Below are 17,345 nucleotides of genomic sequence, written 5' to 3' on the forward strand. Positions count from 1 at the left end.
AGTCAAAATGCGGCGAAATCGGGCTGTCTGAGCGCTCGAACTGAACCCATCTGACGAAATCACCGAGAAATCAGCTCGGAGATGGGAAAACACGACTGCTTAGACGGTTTTTCCGCAAACTCTTAAGCAAGACACGTTAGACATCGCCCCACCGCGGACAAGATTGATCAAAGGCGCCGTATTGGAGATGCCTCTGGAATCTGTTGGGCGGTTGTAGTAAAAGCTGACCGAATGGTCTGTGGTATCAACCCATAGGTTGTTGCCAAGTGCTTGGATGTCAATGGTGGGGCCGAGGCAATGGAAACCGCCCGAGAATGACGTCGTTACGGGGAAGCTTGCGCTGTATTCGCACCAGTTGAGATACTCAGGATCAGCTCCTGCCGTTGAGCTCTTGATGGCAACGTTGTCCAGAGTGACGGTGCGTAGATTGTTATTTTGACGATACTGGTCGTTCGGCTTTATGCGGAACTTCACATAGTGACTAAAACGGTTGCTGGCCGCGTATGCTGCTGCCGGGAAGGCAATCCTGCAGATGATTGTGGGATTTGAGCCTCCAGGATTAGTGCAGTTGGAGCCACTAGCGGCACCAGAAACAGCGCCGTTTGCTGTTATGGTTGCAAGCCCAACCCAGCCTGTGTTGGTGTTGATGTTGCCATCAGTAGTAACACCACCACCAAAACTATAGTCCAATCTCAGGGCACTATCGCCAGTAAAGCTTCCAACGCCTGTTCGTTCAAAAGTGAACTCAAGTACCGGAGTTTTCAGTGCATAAAGATTTACAGCTCTAGCTATAGATGGCGCATTTACAAAGCCACTCGCCCAATTCGTGTTCAATGTGTTTCGAAAGACGACTTCTCCATTCAGAAATAGCAGTTCACCTGTTGTGAGATTGCTGCTCACGCGATCGTTAAACTGCCAGATGGAAGGCCATCGTGGTGTGGAGTTGGCGGTATAGCCAGACAGGCTGTTGGAAGCGAAGTCATCGCCAATTCCTCCCGTCAAAGGACCGGGCCTGGAGATCACCGCCCAGGTGTGAATCCTGGAGCCCGATCCATCAAAGACAGAGGAACAGGCGTTGCCTGGCAACCATCTGGTGTTGCAATATTCAAGGAACGGTCCAGGCGTGGCCTGGTTGACCGAAGTAGCTCCGTTGGATCGGATCCATAGGTTGACACCGGCAGCATTGACGCCAGTCTGATCACCAGACTCAAGCCTGATCTGGGGATAATCACCGGGACTCGCAGAAGTGACCGTTTGCTTGCTGACAATGTCGGGATGGCCACCAGCCGCCCATACATGGGTGTACTTACTGGCTATGCTGGGCAACCCGGAAGAGAGGAAAAGCGGGACGATCGGAATGCAGGAAGCCGCACGACCTGCAATGGAAGCGGCATTGCCAAGGGCCTGAGAAAGCGGCGAGAGAGAGACCGGGGGACAAATGCCTGGCGTTGTGGTTCCATTGAAAACTGCGTGATAATTGACAAGGGTGTTCCCGCTTGTGTCACCAGGAATGATCTCTGCGGATGTATTGCATGGACTAGGAACGGTTCGACAACCAACTTGGATGTTGCTGACAACTTGCTGGGTGTTGCGATCCCACACATAGCTGGAATCGGCGATGATCCCTAGAATCGCTCCAATATTGACGACTTGGCCTGCCGAGTTCCGTTTGGTGTAGCGATCGTTGGCAGCCTGGGAGAGAAATCGTCCCCCATTGATGCCGGTGATCATGCCAAACTCAATGCCGCAGAAGCGACTGTCGGCACCCAAATCGCCAGCTGCAGAAGTGCCTGAGGTGTTGCCGCCGGAATCATTGCTGCCGAAGGAACCACCACAGCACTTGGGCAGGACCTCAAATTCCTTCGTGATGGTTGACGTGGAGAACGTGCCATCCGGCCGGTAAAGACGGCCTTCCACCGTGACAGCCACATACCCCGTATGCGTGCCCGGCCGCAGAGCCCCGCCGCCATCGGGGTCGTCCAGATTTAGAAGCGTATTGAACGTTGTGCCCGTAGGAATCGTTCCGGCCTGGCTCCGTACCGTTCCATCGGCGTCGAAGGTGCGGTAGACGGCCCGACGATCTGTACTGCCTGAATTCCCAGTGGAATAACGAATTGTGCGCAGGCGAAAGCGTCGATTACCCTGATTGACTTGATCAGCATTCTCAAGATTGCGGAATTGATCATCAGCTAGATTTATCGCCCTAGCAGATGGCATGCCATCATTGTTTGCACCGGGGCGAACATTGCTTGTAGAGACACACGGGCTCCGCAAGTTCATGTTGGTGGTGCTCCATTGGTCGGGAGGCGTACTTCCCGCCACCAACAACTGACGGTTCTCAGGTTGGTTGAATGTGGCGATGATCTGATCGGCGCCGGCTTCCGCCACCTGCTGCGCATCTCGGCTCTCTCCGCTACCAAGCGAAGCCTGGTTGGAACCGTTAACGATCGCCACAAGACCCAATGTGCCGACAAGCAGAGCGAGGATCACCAGGACGCCTGCCACCATGATCGAGCCCACCTGCTGCTCTTTCTTGGAGTGAGCGGTAAACAGTTGAAGAAGAAGCCTTGCGTTGCGAAAGCGGGCTTTAGGGGACATGGCAGAACGGTTTATGTGGCGTGGACTCCAGTGGGTGATTCCACCTTTTCATTTGGATCTCGCGAAACGCTAGCAAAACCAGAAGCTCCTGGTTACTGGATGGGGTGGTCTCCTGCCCCATCGGCCAAGAGCAATCCAGGTCCTCAAGCCAAAAAGACCTAAGCAGGTCAATCGTTTGGAGCAGCCGAGGTGAATTGGCGCTCACGGCGTTGCAGGCCTGGCTTCCGAATCCATCCATTCACGGGCCTAAAATTAGGCTCCGGCAGAGCCCATCAGAGGAGCCTCACTCCGCCACGGAGCCCCGAGCCTTCAGCGTCTGGTCCAGATATTGATCCAGCATGGTGCCCGGCAGCAGCGGACCGTCCGAGAAGACCAGCCCCACCAAGGTGTTGTAGCTCTTGGTTTTGACCCACTGAACGCGAGCGGGCAGGGAAATGCTCTGATTCCTTTCGTAGTCGCTCACGTCGAGAAGCACTTCTTCCTGCGCGACGACCTCAAGCGAGCCGCGCCGGATGACGCAGGCCCCCGTACGGCTGATGTCTCTCGCCGTTACATAGACCGTGCGCCCGGAGGACAGACGGATGCTGGCAGACACCCCCGGGGGCAGGACATGGCGCAGTGCCGTACGCAACTCCTCCAGCGGCCCTTCCCCCTCGGTCTGTTCTGGTGACATCCAGACAGTCTTCAATTGCGATGGGGGCATGTTATGTCCCAGTCCCCGCGGTGCCATGGCTCTGGGCCCCTGGCACGCTGCCGGGGCGGTTCCCGCAGAATGAAGCCACCAGAGCAGGGAGATGGAATGGGTGTACTGACGGCGTTGGCGATCCTGGCGGGCCTGATCGTGGTGCACGAGGCCGGCCACTTCTTTGCCGCCACCTGGCAGGGCATCCGGGTCAGCGGCTTCTCGATCGGCTTCGGGCCCGCCCTGATCGAGCGGCGGCGCCGCGGGGTGCTGTTCGCCCTGCGGGCCATCCCCCTGGGGGGCTTCGTGGCCTTCCCCGACGACGAGGAGGACAGCAGCAGCATTGCCGCTGACGATCCCGACCTGATGCGCAACCGGCCCCTGGCCCAGCGGGCCCTGGTGATCGCCGCCGGCGTGATCGCCAACCTGCTGCTGGCCTGGAGCGTGCTGCTGGCCCAGGGGCTGGTGCTGGGCATCCCCTCCGGCTTCAGCGCCACCCCCGGCGTGGTGGTGGCCGCCGTGCAGCCCGGCCAAGCGGCCGCCGGCTCCGGCCTCCAGCCCGGCGACCGCATCGTGGCGGTGGATGGCACCCCCCTGGCCGGCGGCCAGGAGGCCGTGATGGCCCTGGTGGGCCGCATCAAGGACGCCCCCGGCCTGACCTTGAGCCTGCAGGCCGATCGCAACGGCACCACGCTGACCCTGCCCCTCACCCCCACCGACAGCGGCGGCATCGGCCGCATCGGCGCCCAGCTGCAGCCCAACGGCAGCGAAACCTTCCGGCCCGCCACCAGCCCGCTGGAGCCGATCCTGCAGGCCAACCACGACTTCCTAACGCTGACGCGCCGCACCGTGGAAGGCTTCGGCACCTTGATCACCCACTTCGGTGAAACCGCCCCCCAGGTGTCGGGCCCGGTGAAGATCGTCGAGATGGGGGCCTCCCTGGCCAGCCAGGGGGGCAGCAGCCTGTTCCTGTTCACCGCCCTGATCTCGATCAACCTGGCGGTGCTCAATGCCCTGCCCCTGCCCCTGCTCGATGGCGGCCAGTTCGCCCTGCTGCTGCTGGAGGGGGTACGTGGCCGCCCCCTGGCCGACCGCTACCAAATGGCCTTCATGCAGTCGGGCTTTGTGTTCCTGGTGGGCCTCTCCCTGGTCCTGATCGTCAAGGACACCAGCCAGCTGCCGGCGATCCAGCAGCTGCTCAGCCGCTGAGGTGTCCCGCTTTCCCAGCCCCCGCAAGCGGGCGCCGCTGATCCTCGCGCGGCTTGGCGCCCTCTATCCCCACGCCACCTGCTCCCTCGATTGGCGCACCCCCTACGAGCTGCTCGTGGCCACCATGCTCTCGGCCCAGTGCACCGACGCGCGGGTCAACAAGGTGACCCCGGCCCTGTTCGAGCGCTTCCCCGATGCCGCCGCCGCCGCCGCCGTCGAGAGCGAGGCAGTGGAGCCCTATGTGCAATCCACCGGCTTCTACCGCAACAAGGCCAAACACATCGTGGCCGCCTCCCGGCTGCTGATGGAACACCACGGCGGCACCGTGCCCGCCTCGATGCAGGAGCTGCTGCCCCTGCCGGGGGTGGCGCGCAAGACCGCCAACGTGGTGCTGGCCCACGCGTTCGGTATCAATGCCGGCGTCACCGTCGACACCCACGTCAAGCGGCTGGCCCACCGGCTCGGGCTCACCCGCCACACCGACCCGAAGCGGATCGAGCCTGATCTGATGAAGCTGCTGCCCAGGCCCGAGTGGGAAAACCTCTCGATCCGGCTGATCTTCCACGGCCGGGCCGTCTGCGTGGCCCGCAAGCCCCGCTGCCAGGGCTGCGGCCTAGCCGACCTCTGCCCCAGCCATCCGGGGACCTGACCCCTGGCAGGTCAGCCCAACAGGTAGGGTGACAGGCTGAAGTTTCTCCCTCCTCCGGCCGCATGGCGAAGAAGTCGATGATCGCGCGTGACGTCAAGCGCCGCAAGATCGTGGAGCGTTTCGCGACGCGCCGTGCCGCCCTCAAGGAGGCCTTCGATGCGGCCGGCGATCCGATGGAGCGCCTGGAGATCCACCGCAAGCTGCAGTCGCTGCCCCGCAACAGCGCCCCCAACCGCATCCGCAACCGCTGCTGGGCCACCGGCAAGCCCCGCGGCTTCTACCGCGATTTCGGACTCTGCCGCAACCAGCTGCGCGAGCGGGCCCACAAAGGCGAGCTCCCCGGCGTGGTCAAGTCCAGCTGGTGATCGCCGGGGCGCAAGCTCCTTGCCGCAACGGCTCTCAGCCGCAGCAGGCGCCCCTGGAGGGCGCCTTCTTCATGGCCGGGCGGGGGTGGATGCGAGAATGGTGCGTGACAACAAAACGGACATAACGCCCAGTGCAAGGACACACTCAGTCGATCTCCTTCGATGGTCGGGAGATCCGGCTGACCAGCGGCCGATTTGCGCCCCAGGCTGGGGGCTCAGTAATGGTGGAATGCGGCGATACGTCGATCCTGGTCACCGCCACCCGCTCGAAAGGCCGCGAAGGCATCGATTTCCTGCCCCTGATCTGCGATTACGAAGAGCGTCTCTACGCCGCCGGCCGCATCCCCGGCAGTTTCTTCCGTCGTGAGGCCCGCCCCCCCGAGCGAGCCATCCTCACCTGTCGCCTGATCGACCGGCCCATGCGGCCCCTGTTCCCGGGCTGGCTGCGCGACGACCTGCAGATCGTCGCCACCTGCATGTCCCTCGATGAGCGGGTCCCGCCCGATGTGCTCGCCGTCACCGGGGCCTCGATGGCCACCCTGCTGGCGAAGATCCCCTTCATGGGCCCGATGGCCGCCGTGCGCGTCGGCCTGCTCGGTGACGACTTCGTGCTCAACCCCAGCTTCCGCGAGATCGAGCGCAGCGAGCTGGATCTGGTCGTCGCCGGCTCGCCTGCCGGCGTGGTGATGGTGGAAGCGGGCGCCAACCAGCTGCCCGAACAGGATGTGATCGAGGCCATCGATTTCGGCTACGAAGCCGTGGGCGAACTGCTGCGGGCCCAGCTCGAGCTGCTCAAGGAACTCGGCATCGAGCAGGTGCTCCCCGAAGAGCGCAGCGAAGATGCCGCCCTGCCCTCGTACCTGGAGCAGGAATGCGCCGGTGGCATCGGTGAGGTGCTCAAGCAGTTCAGCCAGACCAAGGGTGAGCGCGACGAGAAGCTCGACGCCATCAAGGCCGAAGTCAGCCACAAGATCGCTGCCCTCAAGGATGACGATCCGATCCGGGTGGCGGTGAGCAGCAACAGCAAGGTCCTGGGCAACACCTACAAGGGCCTCACCAAGAAGCTGATGCGGCAGCAGATCATCACCGAAGGCAAGCGGGTGGATGGCCGCAGCCTCGACGAGGTGCGTCCGATTCAGGCGGCCGTGGGTGTGCTGCCCAAGCGCGTGCATGGTTCGGGCCTGTTCCAGCGTGGGCTCACCCAGGTGCTCTCCTGCGCCACCCTCGGCACCCCGAGCGATGCCCAGGAGATGGACGATCTCAACCCCATCAGCGAGAAGACCTACCTGCACCACTACAACTTCCCCCCCTACTCGGTGGCGGAGACGCGCCCGATGCGCTCCCCCGGTCGCCGCGAGATCGGCCATGGCGCCCTGGCTGAGCGGGCCCTGATCCCCGTGCTGCCCTCCAAGGAGAGCTTCCCCTACGTCCTGCGGGTGGTGTCGGAGTGCCTCAGCTCCAACGGCTCCACCTCGATGGGTTCGGTGTGCGGCAGCACCCTGGCCCTGATGGATGCCGGCGTCCCCCTGGCCGCCCCCGTGAGCGGCGCCGCCATGGGCCTGATCAAGGAGGGCGACGAGGTGCGGATCCTCACCGACATCCAGGGCATCGAGGACTTCCTCGGTGACATGGACTTCAAGGTGGCCGGCACCGAGAAGGGCATCACCGCCCTGCAGATGGACATGAAGATCTCCGGCCTGGCGGTGAAGACCATCGCCGAAGCGATCAACCAGGCCCGCCCGGCCCGGCTGCACATCCTCGGCAAGATGCTCGAGGCGATCGACAAGCCCCGCGACACCCTCTCCCCCCATGCCCCGCGCCTGCTCAGCTTCCGCATCGATCCGGAACTGATCGGCACGGTGATCGGCCCCGGCGGCCGCACCATCAAGGGCATCACCGAGCGCACCAACACCAAGATCGACATCGAGGACGGCGGCATCGTCACGATCGCCAGCCATGACGGCGCCGCCGCCGAGGAGGCCCAGCGCATCATCGAGGGCCTCACCCGTCGCGTCAGCGAAGGCGAGGTGTTCAACGGCACCGTCACCCGGGTGATCCCGATCGGTGCCTTCGTGGAGATCCTGCCCGGCAAGGAGGGGATGATCCACATCTCCCAGCTGTCCGAGTCACGGGTCGAGAAGGTCGAAGACGTGGTCAACGTCGGCGACCAGGTGACGGTGCGGGTGCGCGAGATCGACAACCGCGGCCGCATCAACCTGACCCTGCGGGGCGTGGAGCAGCAGGAGCCGGCGCCAGTCTGAGGCCCCGGGGGCCTGGCCCGGCGGTCAGGCCCTCACACCGCGAAGCCCGGATCGATGGTCGCCATCGCTCTAGCGGCACGGCGGCAGATCTCGGCCTGGGCCGGGCCGTTGCTGGCGATCAGGCAGCCAGCCTGGCGCACATCACCGGTGTTGTAGAGCAGTGGCCGGCCATCGGCATGGTCGAAGCCGCCGCCGGCGGCGCGCAGCACCGCTTCCGGGGCGGCCATGTCCCAGTCCTTGGGAGCACTGCGGCCCGAGAGCGAGATGTAGAGGTCGGCCTCCCCCCGCAGGATCGTCGCCACCTTGCCGCCGACGCTGCCGATCGCCAGGCTGCGGGCGGGTCCCAGGTCGGCCAGCAACTGCTCCAGCCGCCCGTCGCGGTGGTTGCGGCTGGCCACCAGCACCAGATCGTCCTTACGGCCGCTCAGGGCAGGCGCAAAGCGCTCGCCGGCCCGGTTCTCCCGCCAGGCCTCTCCTGCCCCGTTGCCGGCCCCACCGGCGCCCAGCAGCCCGAACCAGAGCTCCTCCGGCTCCGGCAGCAGCACCACCCCCAGCACCGGCCGCTGGCCGTGCACCAGGGCCAGATGGACGGCGTACTCACCGGTGCCCTGCAGGAAGTCCTTGGTGCCATCGAGGGGATCGAGGATCCACAGCCACTCGGCGTCCAGTGGCTGGCCCGGCACCAGCACCTCGGCGGCGGTCTCCTCGCTCAGCAGGGTCCAGCCGGCGGCCGGGAAAGCCTCCGCCAGGCCATCCAGCAACCAGCGGTTCACCGCCAGATCCGCCGCCGACACCGGCCCCTCGCCGCCATGGTCGACGCTCATCGCCGGCGGGAAGCCGTAGGGGGGCTGCTCACCGCGGGCGTAGGCCCGCAGGATGTCGGCGGCGCCCCAGGCCAGTCGGCGCAGCTCCGTCAGCAGCGGTTCACAGCCGATGCCGTCGGGCAGGGCGAAGGGAGACGGCATCATGGGAGCGAGAAAAAGGCATTGTGCAGGAACCGGTGCAGGAGCACGAACCCGCCGCCGGAGTTCTCTATCTGGTGGGCACCCCCATCGGCAACCTCGACGACCTTTCCCCAAGGGCCCGGCGGGTGCTGGCCGGCGCCAGCCGGGTCGCCTGCGAGGACACCCGCCGCAGCGGCCTGCTGCTGCATCACCTCGGCCTGCGGGTGCCCCTGCTCAGCTTCCACCAGCACAACCAGACGGCCCGCATCCCCCAGCTGCTGGCGGCCCTGGAGGCGGGCGAAGCGATCGCCCTGATCAGCGATGCCGGCCTGCCCGGCGTGTCGGATCCCGGCCAGGAGCTGGCGGCCGCCGTCCGCGCCGCCGGCCGCCAGGTGATCTGCATCCCCGGCCCCAGCGCCGTCACCACCGCCCTGGTGAGCAGCGGCCTGCCGTCGGGCCGCTTCTGCTTCGAGGGGTTCCTGCCGCCGAAGGGCGGGCCCCGGCGCCAACGGCTGGAGGCCCTGGCCGGCGAGGAGCGCACAATGGTCCTGTTCGAAGCCCCCCACCGGCTGCTGGCCCTGCTCGAAGACCTGCTGGCCGTGCTGGGGGACCGGCCCCTGCAGGTGGCCCGGGAACTCACCAAGCGCCACGAAGAACAGGTGGGCCCCAGCGTGGCGGCGGCCCTGGAGCACTTCCAACGCACCCCGCCCCAGGGGGAATGCACCCTGGTGCTGGGCGGTGCCCCGCCGGCGGCCGCACCCGTCTGGGACGAAACCGCCCTGCGCCACGCCCTCGAGGCGCTGGTGCGGGGGGGCCTCAGCAACCGGGAGGCCGCCCGCAGCCTGGCGCTCAGCAGCGGCCACAGCCGCCGGGCCCTCTACGCCCTGCTGCACCAGGAGCCGGCCCCGCCGCTCTGAAGCCAGGGCAGACTGGGGTCCACCCCGCTGCTGCCGCGATGCTTCTGCGCCTGCGCCTCCTGTGCGGCAGCCTGCTGGGCGGCACCCTGCTGCTGGCCCTGCTCTGCCTGGGGGCCCAGAACCTGGAGGATCGGCCGCAGCTGCGCCTCGGCCTCACCCGCACCGCCCCGTTGCCGACTGGCTTCATCGTGGGCGTCGCCCTGGTGCTGGGGGTGATCAGCGGCGGCGCCAGCGCGGCCCTGCTGCTGCCCGGAACCACCCCCGCCGACGAGGGCTGAGGCCTCAGCTGCCCGGCAGGGCGTAGAGGGCTCCCTCAATCACCACCCGGCTGATGCCCTGGGCCAGCAGGTAGGGGGCCGTGAGCTCGAACACCTTGAGGTCGGGCACCTTGATCACCCGCTGGGTGCGGCCGCACTGGCGCTTGGCCTGGCGGGGATTGAGGAACACCACCAGCGCCTGGCGCTCCAGTTCGGCGGCGGGTAGCCGTCCCAGCTCGGGAAACTCGCTCAGGGGCCGGGCCTGCAGTTCCACCGTCTTGTCCACCAGCATGTAGGCACTGGTGGGCAGCGCGGCGGCCACCAGGGGCTGGAGCTGGCCCTCGCCACCGGCCGCTGCACCGTCGTCGAGACGGACCACAGGGATCACCTGGAACGGGTTGAACTCCCCGTCAGCGCCGTCCTCGCTGTCGTCGTCGTCACTGGTCAGCAGGTCGTCGTCATCGCCGCCGAAGTCGTCGGCATCCTCAATGGCGAGCACCGCGGGTCCGTCCTCCGCCACCGTCTCGGCCCTCACCGGCGCCGCCACGCTCAGGCGACGGGGGGGATCGGGCAACACCTTGCGGGCAGGCGCGGGCGCGGGAGGCGCGGGCTCAAGCTCGGGCTCGGGCTCCTCGGGGGTGAAGGCCTCGGTGGGTTCAGGGGTGGGTTCCGGTTCCGGGCTGGATTCGTCGGTGCTGCTGATCGCCAGGGCCGTCTGCAGGGCTTCCGGGGGGGCGGCCCCATCCAGCGGCGGCCGGCTGCGGCGGCGGGAGCGCTCGGACTTGACGCGCTCGTAGGCCTCGTCCCCCAGCTCCAGGCGCACCACCCGGATGACCGTGTTGGGGCTGCAGCCGTAGGTGACCGCCAGTTCCTGGCTGCTGGAACCTTCCCGGAAGCGCCCAACCAGCTCGGTTTTCTGGCTGTCGCTGAGCCGGGTGGCGGCCATGGAACGGTTCAAGCGCGGTCGTCCACTGTACGGGTGGCTACCGGAGTGGACTGGCCCCCGAACGCTGCCACAATGCGCTGCGTGCTCCCTTAGCTCAGCTGGATAGAGCAGCTGCCTTCTAAGCAGCCGGTCGATGGTTCGAACCCATCAGGGGGCGTTTCAGTCAGGGCCTTGAATTTGGTCCAAATCCTAGTCAAGGCAGCGGCTTTCAGGCTGAAAGTCGCTGCCTTCTCCTGCCCACCCGTGCCAAGCTCTGAGGTCAAACTGCTCACACTTCTGCTCACACCTGTGAGCAGTTCCGCCCCCTCCCGCGCATGGCCCGCTCGGCGCCCGCCAGAAAGCCCGATCCCGTGAGCGCCCTGCTGGCCCTGAGGATGCAGGCGCGGGGGTTCTCGAGAGGGTGGTCTGTCAGTCCCTACAGAGGGAGGGCCAGGCTCCGGGTCACGGCTGGGGCTGGCGATGGAAAGCAGCGCCAGGTGCTGTTGGGCTGGCCCTGGTCAGCGGCCCATGCCGAAGACATTGCAGCGGCGGCTGTCGCAGCAAGAGAAGCCTTCGTGGCGGGAACGCCCCTCGACCAGGCCCTGCAGCTGCACTTGGGCAGCCAGGACACAGAGAAGGACACGATCAATGCAAACTGCCCCGCCGAGACCGAACCGTCGCTGGATTCAGATCCTGATGGTCCGATCAACTGGCCTGCACTGATCGAGAGCTACCGCGAACGCAAGATCAGCAGTGGAGAACTGAAGAGCAGCTCGTGGGTCAAGGTCTGGCAGCCACGGATGCGCGAAGTGTTTGCCGTGATGCAGAGACAGCCGGCGCCAAGCCAGTCGCGCCAGCTGCTGGATGCAGTGATCAGTCGCTGGTCCCAGCAGCCTGGAGCCAGAGGGCGGCAGATGCAGGTTCAGCAGACCGCGGCGCTGCTCCGCTGGTCCGTTGATGGGGAACGGTTAGCGGACTGTTGGGCACCACCGCTGGATCTGAGTCCCTATGTCGGGAGAAAGAGAGCCGAGATCAACCGCACAACCCCAATCGAGGTGCAGCACATCCTCGAGATGGTCGACGACATTCCTGATCCCCGGTGGCGGCTGGGGTTCCAATTGGTGGCTGCCTTTGGCCTGCGTCCTGAGCAGGGCTGATTCAAAGTGTGTCACAAGCGCGCTGGCCTGAGCTGCCAGCGTTGGGTTCGCTGAGCGGGCTTGCTCCTTCTCTGTGCGCGAAACCTGCTCTGCTGCAACCGATCTCGATCTGATCAGCTTCCTCAAGGCGATCCCCGACACGCGGATGCGGCGTGGGATACGTATCCCCGCCTGGTATCTGCTGCTGGTGGCCGTGCTGGGCATCTTGAGCGGCTGCGAAAGCTTGAGGGATCTGGAGCGGTACTCCTTCGGAGAAGGCTTCGCCTTCGCACGGCGCCACCATGCGGTATTAGGTGAGCAGCTGGGGCTCAAATTGCGGCGGCCGCCGTCGGATTCAGCGTTTCGGTACTTCTTCCTGCAGGTGGACGTGGTGGCCCTCTGCGCTGCTATCCGTGATTGGACGATTGCCCAGATCCCTGGTGGTGCAGCGGGTCTCGACCAGCTGGTGTGTGACGGTAAGACCCTGCGGGGTTCGATCGAGCACACACCTGGAGGTGGCTCGGCATTCATTGCCCAGGTGACGCTCTACTCAGCCGCTCTGGGCGTGGCGTACTGCTTCGCAGAAGCCTGAGGGTTACAGCCAGGCCTGCTACGCCACCGGCGAAAACCATGAGCGGGCTGTGCTCAAAGCGCTCCTCGGTGAGCTGGAACTTGAGGGCGTGTTGATCCAGGCGGATGCGCTTCATACGCAGCGCCCTTTTTTCAACTCCTCCAGGAGCAGGGGGCCGACTTCCTGCTGACGGTGTAGGCGAAGCCTTCCGCGAAGCGGTGAGCCAACCAGAAGACGCTGTACCGCCAGATCCGCAGCCAGTTCCAGGGAAAGCGCAAAATCCCTTTCGTGGCAACCGATCACGAGGTCAGCCATGGCCGCGACATCACCTGGACGCTGCGGGCGAAAGAGGCTCCGGGGCACATCCAGGAGGCCTGGAGCGGCACCAGCTGGATCGTGGATGTGACCGCCGAGGGCACCCGTGATGGCAAGCCATTTCACGCCACCCACCACTTTCTCACCAGCTTGCGCACCACGCCAGAAGCTCTGCTGCGACAGGTGCGGGACCGTTGGAGCATTGAGAGCTGGCACTGGATCCGGGACACACAGCTGCATGAGGACGCCCACCGTTACCGGGGCAATGGCGCTGGCGCGATGGCGAGCCTGCGAACGGCAGCCCTCAACCTGCTGCGCCTCGCCGGATTTCAGTCGATCCGAGCCGGACTACAGGCGGTGATGCATGACATCACGACGCTGCTGGAGATGGCGATGCGCCAGGCAGAACCGAACCCATGCTGAAACTTTGAATCAGCCCTGGGCATCAGGGGGGATGACTTCAGAGAACGAGGTCGTCAGCGATGGACATAGGGCGGGGCGTTCAAGCTGCTGCACATGGGTGGATTGTGCCCGTACTGGGCGGCGAGCAGTGGGGCGGCCATCACTCCGCCACCTCCGGATCCAGCTCCAGCCCCGGGTATAGGAAGGCGCGGCTGAGGCGCTGGCAGTCGCCGTGGCTCACCGAGGCTTCGCGCAGGGTGGCCTCCCAGCTGGTCGCCACGGTGGTGAAGATCCGCGTGAGGATCGCTTCGGCTTCTGCCGGCTGCAGCAGAAACCGGCCCGCCGCGGCCAGGATCGCCCGGCGGTTGGCCCAGCGGCTGGGGCTGCGGTCCACCAGGCCACAGGCCATCGCCAGGTCGCGTCGGGTCTCGGCCTGCACGGGTGCAGGGGTGAGGTCGTAGGCAGGGCTGAGCTGCCAGCTGCGGGATCGGGCCAGCAGCGCATGGTTGCGGGGATGGTCGTCCATATTCGAGACCGCGGCGTTGAAGCAGATCCGGCTGAACAGCTCCCGCAGATCCACCGCCGGTTGAACGCTGACGCGGCGGAGCTCGTCGGCCAGCAGCAGATAGGACCACTTGCCGCGATCGGTGGCGCTGTCTTCGGCCTGCAGCAGGGTGAGGGCACTCACCATGCGATGGCGCCTGTATCCGCCTTCGCTCCAGTCGCGATCGAAACGCTTCACCAGCAACACATCCACATCGCCCACCCGGGTTAGACGACTGTCGGCCACCTGCAGTCCGCAGCGGCGAGCCAGCAGCAGCAGACCGTGCTCCACCCGCGGCTGGTTCCAGGTATCCGAAGGCGCTGGGAACTTGGCCAGCCAGAGGGCCTGATCGGCCTCCACGGTGGTCTTGGGGCGGGCGCCGCCCATCGAGGTGCCGGCCTGGCCAAGCAGCCCCTCCACCTGCTCCAGGGCCGAGCCTGCCCGTTGGGGTTCCTCGCTGAGAATCGCATCGGCCGCCTGCTTGATGCGTTCCAGATCGAGGGTGCGGTGGAAGCGACGCTGCGGCGCCGGTGGTTCAACGCCGCGGCCAAAGCCCACCGCACCGCAGCGGTCATCTGGCCCGAGCAGCAGCAGATCGAAATCGCTGGGCTCCCCCAGGCCGCCATGGCGAGCGATCACCCGGCGACCCCAGTGATCCGGCAGGGCATCGCGCAGCGCCCCGAAGAAGCCCCCCAGACGGGCCGTCTCGAAGGGGCCCTGGCGCAGCTTCAGCTGGACGGGATCCAGCTCCACGGCCTCCGCGCGCTCCCGGTAGCGGCGGCCATAGACGAACGTGCCCACCAGTTGGCCCTGCCGATCGCGGCTCTGCGAAAACCGGCCGGCGGTGACGAACTCCGTGCTGCCCGGCAGGACCACATAGACGTAGCACTCGAGATCCGATGGCATGGCTGGAGAGCGCCGCGGGTAGGCGTGGTGGATCAGAAGTCGTCGTCGAAGCGATGGCGGCGGGGGGCCTGACCCGGCTGGCGAGCCGCCTCCAGGGCCTTGCCCTCCTCATCCCGGTCGGGATCTGCCACCACCTGTAGCTGATCGAGCAGCCCCAGGACCCAAAGGGCACCGAGGTAGGCGGCCATCGAGGTGCCGGGCTTGCCGCGCTCCACATCGGCCACGGTGAAGCGACTCACGCCCATCCGTTCGGCCACGTCCTCCAGCCGCCAGCGACGCCGCAGCCGGGCGGTGCGGATGTTGCGGCCCAGCCGCTGCAGGGCCTGCTCCAGGGCCGCCGGGGGGTGCTGAACGATGGGACTGAGCTGGGCCAAGCAGGCAAACGACAGGCAAGGATGAATGATGACATCTTAAAAGACTCATGGGTTGCCTGATGGCACCATGGCCTGCCACGGCAGTTGATGCCCAGGGCCATGTCCGGGGAGCGCTGGCGATCGCACCTGGCCTCACCGTTCAGAGCGGCCCGATCGGCCAGGCTGGGGAGTCGTTCCGTGGCTCCCTGCCGGTGCCCCGTTCCTCCGCCCTGAATACCCAGACCTTGATCGCCCTGGGACCCGAGTGCCTGGTGGAGCTGCTGCTGGAGCTGGCCGGAAGTGACCCAGCGATCAAGCGCCGCATCCGCCTGGCTGTGGCCAACGCCACCAGTCCCTACGACGCCGCTGCCCAGGTGCGCCAGCGCCTGGCCACCATCGCCCGCTCGCGGAGCTTTCTGGAGCGGGAGCAGCGCCGGGCGGTGCTCAAGGAGCTCACCCTGCAGCTGGAGGCGATCACCGGCCCGATCGCCCAGGCCGAACCCGCGGCCGCCCGGGAGCTGCTGTGGCAGTTCCTAGAGCTGGGCAACAACGTGCTGGGCCGCTGCGATGACAGCAGCGGGCTGTTTGGTGATCTGTTCCGCCAGGCGATGGGCCAGCTGGCCCGGCTCACCGAGGCGGCACCGCTTGACCCAGCCACGTTGGCGGAGCAGGTGTTCGAGGCCTTCTGCGACAACGGCTATGGGGTCTTCGACGGGGTGATCGCGCAGTTGAAGCCGGCGCTCGGGCCGGAGGGACTGGCGTTGCTCAAGACCCGGTTCGAGCAGCTGGCCGAGCAGCCGGTTCCCGTGCCGCCGCGGCAGGAGTGGCAGCAGGTGGGCTGGGGCTCCGGCGGACCCACCTACGCCCATGAGCGAGAGGAAAGCTCGCGCCAGTGGACCGTGAAGCTGGGCCTTCAGGACGTGGCCACGGCGATGGGCGATATCGATGCCTACATCGCCCAGTACACGCCCGAGCAGCAGCGCTTCCCCCGCATCGCCACCGGCATCGCCCGGCGGCTGCTGGCAGTTGGGCGGCCGGAAGACGCGCTTGCTTACCTCACCCGAGCCACTCCCGACCGCAGCCGCTGGCCGGAGATGGAATGGGAGGAGACCCATATCGAAACCCTTGAAGCCCTGGCCCGGCCGGACGAGGCCCAAGCCGCCCGTTGGAGCTTGTTTACGCGCTGCCTTCGCTCAGATGTGTTGCGGGATTACCTCGATCGCCTACCGGCCTTTGAGGATGGGCCGGCGGAGCAACGGGCGATCGAGCAGGCCCTGGCCCATCCTTCGGTGGATCAGGCGCTGAGCTTCCTGATCCATTGGCCTTCCTGCCTCGGCCGGGCCTCAGAGCTCGTGGTGAAACGCCGCAGCCAGCTGGATGGAGACCAGTACATCCTTCTGGGGGCCACCGCCGAGAAGCTGAGCCAGGCGCATCCCCTGGCCGCCACCATCGCCCTGCGATCGATGGTGGACTTCACCTTGGCCAACGCTCGCTCCAGCCGCTACGGCCATGCCGCCCATCATCTGCAGAGCTGCGAGCAGCTCAGCCAGCGCATCGCCGACTGGGGGGAGATCCCCAGCCACGACGCGTACCTCGCCGGGATCCGTCAGAACCATGCCCGCAAGAGCGGCTTCTGGAAGCGCATGCAGGAGCTGGGGATGGCTAAGGGAAGCTGATGCAGGACGAAGGCAAAAACAGATGGATGCCGCCGCTTGGGGTTTGCTGTTCTATTGCGGGAGACTGCGCGGGCGCTCAGAACAGGGAACCGGAACGCTGGAGAATGCAGGCCGGGCCGACGGGTGCTGTAGCGACTGCCACTCGGGCAGAGGAGACCTCTGTAGGGATAGGGGTGGGAACAGGCATGGCAGTGCGAGGGGAATGGATCGGCAGGCGCCCATGGACGCGGAAGGCTTCAGGGGCAGGCGGATGCAGCGGGCACGGTCCAGAGACCGGCGGATTGGCTGACTTCCACAACGGCGAACGGCACCGGAGAACGGGAGGCCATGCGGCGGGCCTGCTGCACCAGCGAGGCGGTGCCGGAGCCGCCGGGGAAGGCCAGCACCAGCACCGAGGTGGAGACCATCGGCGAGGTGTGGGCCAGGGCCTCTGTAACTGCCAGCTCAAGCAGCTCCCGATTGCGGATCGGCCCGGCCGCCCGGCCATGGCGCTCCCATGCGGCAGGCAGCAGGGCTGATTCAAAGTTTCAGCATGGGTTCGGTTCTGGCTGGCGCATCGCCATCTCCAGCAGCGTCGTGATGTCATGCATCACCGCCTGTAGTCCGGCTCGGATCGACTGAAATCCGGCGAGGCG

General features: G+C 66.0%; 16 protein-coding genes, 1 tRNA gene and 1 pseudogene. 11 read left to right on the forward strand and 7 right to left on the reverse strand.

The window, feature by feature from the left end; all coding sequences use genetic code 11:
* Positions 1–99 precede the first annotated feature (99 nt).
* Entirely contained in the window at positions 100–2,598 is a 2,499-nt protein-coding gene (locus KBZ33_RS18725; RefSeq protein ID WP_254954975.1) for a hypothetical protein, read from the reverse strand.
* Positions 2,599–2,881: 283 nt separating this feature from the next.
* Complete coding sequence (locus KBZ33_RS18730; RefSeq protein WP_255011901.1) at positions 2,882–3,286, reverse strand: PilZ domain-containing protein; 405 nt, start codon at positions 3,284–3,286, stop codon at positions 2,882–2,884.
* A 111-nt stretch (positions 3,287–3,397) separates the two neighbouring features.
* On the opposite strand from KBZ33_RS18730, the gene rseP reads away from it, so the two are divergent.
* The 4 genes from rseP (at position 3,398) to KBZ33_RS18750 (ending at position 7,764) form a co-directional block, all read left to right on the forward strand.
* Entirely contained in the window at positions 3,398–4,489 is a 1,092-nt protein-coding gene (rseP, locus tag KBZ33_RS18735; RefSeq protein ID WP_254954974.1) for an RIP metalloprotease RseP, read from the forward strand.
* A gap of 1 nt (position 4,490) precedes the next feature.
* A complete protein-coding gene (gene nth, locus KBZ33_RS18740; RefSeq protein ID WP_254954973.1) occupies positions 4,491–5,138 on the forward strand; it encodes an endonuclease III in 648 nt (215 codons plus the stop codon).
* A gap of 62 nt (positions 5,139–5,200) precedes the next feature.
* On the forward strand, positions 5,201–5,503 hold the full coding sequence (rpsN, locus tag KBZ33_RS18745) for a 30S ribosomal protein S14 (protein ID WP_254954972.1): 303 nt from the start codon (positions 5,201–5,203) through the stop codon (positions 5,501–5,503).
* A 131-nt stretch (positions 5,504–5,634) separates the two neighbouring features.
* On the forward strand, positions 5,635–7,764 hold the full coding sequence (locus KBZ33_RS18750) for a polyribonucleotide nucleotidyltransferase (RefSeq protein ID WP_254954970.1): 2,130 nt from the start codon (positions 5,635–5,637) through the stop codon (positions 7,762–7,764).
* 32 nt (positions 7,765–7,796) lie between these two features.
* Here KBZ33_RS18750 and KBZ33_RS18755 read toward each other — a convergent pair whose 3' ends face one another.
* A complete protein-coding gene (locus KBZ33_RS18755) occupies positions 7,797–8,732 on the reverse strand; it encodes a 3'(2'),5'-bisphosphate nucleotidase CysQ (RefSeq protein ID WP_254954969.1) in 936 nt (311 codons plus the stop codon).
* 20 nt (positions 8,733–8,752) lie between these two features.
* Here KBZ33_RS18755 and rsmI point away from each other — a divergent pair, with 20 nt between their 5' ends.
* Together rsmI and KBZ33_RS18765 are read left to right on the forward strand one after the other, a co-directional pair.
* Positions 8,753–9,625 (forward strand): 16S rRNA (cytidine(1402)-2'-O)-methyltransferase, encoded by an 873-nt coding sequence (rsmI, locus tag KBZ33_RS18760; RefSeq protein ID WP_255011902.1) that lies wholly within the window; start codon positions 8,753–8,755, stop codon positions 9,623–9,625.
* Between the two features lie 38 nt (positions 9,626–9,663).
* A complete protein-coding gene (locus tag KBZ33_RS18765; RefSeq protein ID WP_254954966.1) occupies positions 9,664–9,903 on the forward strand; it encodes a hypothetical protein in 240 nt (79 codons plus the stop codon).
* Between the two features lie 4 nt (positions 9,904–9,907).
* Here the strand turns inward: KBZ33_RS18765 and KBZ33_RS18770 are convergent, their stop codons facing one another.
* Positions 9,908–10,828, reverse strand: coding sequence for a hypothetical protein (locus tag KBZ33_RS18770; protein WP_254954965.1), 921 nt, complete (start codon positions 10,826–10,828; stop codon positions 9,908–9,910).
* 83 nt (positions 10,829–10,911) lie between these two features.
* Here KBZ33_RS18770 and KBZ33_RS18775 point away from each other — a divergent pair.
* The 4 genes and pseudogenes from KBZ33_RS18775 to KBZ33_RS18790 all read left to right on the forward strand — a co-directional run.
* Positions 10,912–10,985: transfer RNA gene (locus KBZ33_RS18775), tRNA-Arg, on the forward strand.
* Between the two features lie 436 nt (positions 10,986–11,421).
* Positions 11,422–11,964: a hypothetical protein gene (locus tag KBZ33_RS18780; protein ID WP_254954964.1), complete on the forward strand. Its 543-nt coding sequence runs from the start codon at positions 11,422–11,424 to the stop codon at positions 11,962–11,964.
* A gap of 73 nt (positions 11,965–12,037) precedes the next feature.
* The gene (locus KBZ33_RS18785) at positions 12,038–12,535 is read left to right on the forward strand and encodes a transposase family protein (RefSeq protein ID WP_254954962.1); all 498 of its coding nucleotides are present in this window, start codon (positions 12,038–12,040) and stop codon (positions 12,533–12,535) included.
* A 213-nt stretch (positions 12,536–12,748) separates the two neighbouring features.
* A pseudogene (locus KBZ33_RS18790) lies at positions 12,749–13,252 on the forward strand (transposase); the annotation flags it as partial.
* Positions 13,253–13,391: 139 nt separating this feature from the next.
* Here the strand turns inward: KBZ33_RS18790 and KBZ33_RS18795 are convergent.
* Positions 13,392–14,681 carry a type II toxin-antitoxin system HipA family toxin gene (locus KBZ33_RS18795; RefSeq protein WP_254954961.1) on the reverse strand — a complete coding sequence of 430 codons (1,290 nt, stop codon included), beginning with the start codon at positions 14,679–14,681 and terminating at the stop codon, positions 13,392–13,394.
* 32 nt (positions 14,682–14,713) lie between these two features.
* Positions 14,714–15,055 carry a helix-turn-helix domain-containing protein gene (locus tag KBZ33_RS18800; protein WP_254954960.1) on the reverse strand — a complete coding sequence of 114 codons (342 nt, stop codon included), beginning with the start codon at positions 15,053–15,055 and terminating at the stop codon, positions 14,714–14,716.
* Between the two features lie 59 nt (positions 15,056–15,114).
* Here KBZ33_RS18800 and KBZ33_RS18805 point away from each other — a divergent pair, with 59 nt between their 5' ends.
* Positions 15,115–16,710 (forward strand): DUF6880 family protein, encoded by a 1,596-nt coding sequence (locus KBZ33_RS18805; RefSeq protein ID WP_254954959.1) that lies wholly within the window; start codon positions 15,115–15,117, stop codon positions 16,708–16,710.
* A 236-nt stretch (positions 16,711–16,946) separates the two neighbouring features.
* Here KBZ33_RS18805 and KBZ33_RS18810 read toward each other — a convergent pair whose 3' ends face one another.
* Positions 16,947–17,117, reverse strand: a complete 171-nt coding sequence (locus KBZ33_RS18810; protein WP_254954958.1) for a hypothetical protein — start codon at positions 17,115–17,117, stop codon at positions 16,947–16,949.
* Positions 17,118–17,345 lie beyond the last annotated feature (228 nt).

Origin of the sequence: Cyanobium sp. Cruz-8D1 (assembly GCF_024345975.1) — a bacterium.
GTDB lineage: Bacteria > Cyanobacteriota > Cyanobacteriia > PCC-6307 > Cyanobiaceae > Cyanobium.

Coding starts and splice junctions, on each gene's coding strand:
- KBZ33_RS18725 (WP_254954975.1), bottom strand. CDS start 2,598: ATGTCCCCTAAAGCCCGCTTTCGCAACGCAAGGCTTCTTCTTCAACTG.
- rseP (WP_254954974.1), top strand. CDS start 3,398: ATGGGTGTACTGACGGCGTTGGCGATCCTGGCGGGCCTGATCGTGGTG.
- rpsN (WP_254954972.1), top strand. CDS start 5,201: ATGGCGAAGAAGTCGATGATCGCGCGTGACGTCAAGCGCCGCAAGATC.
- KBZ33_RS18755 (WP_254954969.1), bottom strand. CDS start 8,732: ATGATGCCGTCTCCCTTCGCCCTGCCCGACGGCATCGGCTGTGAACCG.
- KBZ33_RS18765 (WP_254954966.1), top strand. CDS start 9,664: ATGCTTCTGCGCCTGCGCCTCCTGTGCGGCAGCCTGCTGGGCGGCACC.
- KBZ33_RS18770 (WP_254954965.1), bottom strand. CDS start 10,828: ATGGCCGCCACCCGGCTCAGCGACAGCCAGAAAACCGAGCTGGTTGGG.
- KBZ33_RS18795 (WP_254954961.1), bottom strand. CDS start 14,681: ATGCCATCGGATCTCGAGTGCTACGTCTATGTGGTCCTGCCGGGCAGC.
- KBZ33_RS18805 (WP_254954959.1), top strand. CDS start 15,115: ATGGCACCATGGCCTGCCACGGCAGTTGATGCCCAGGGCCATGTCCGG.
- KBZ33_RS18810 (WP_254954958.1), bottom strand. CDS start 17,117: ATGGTCTCCACCTCGGTGCTGGTGCTGGCCTTCCCCGGCGGCTCCGGC.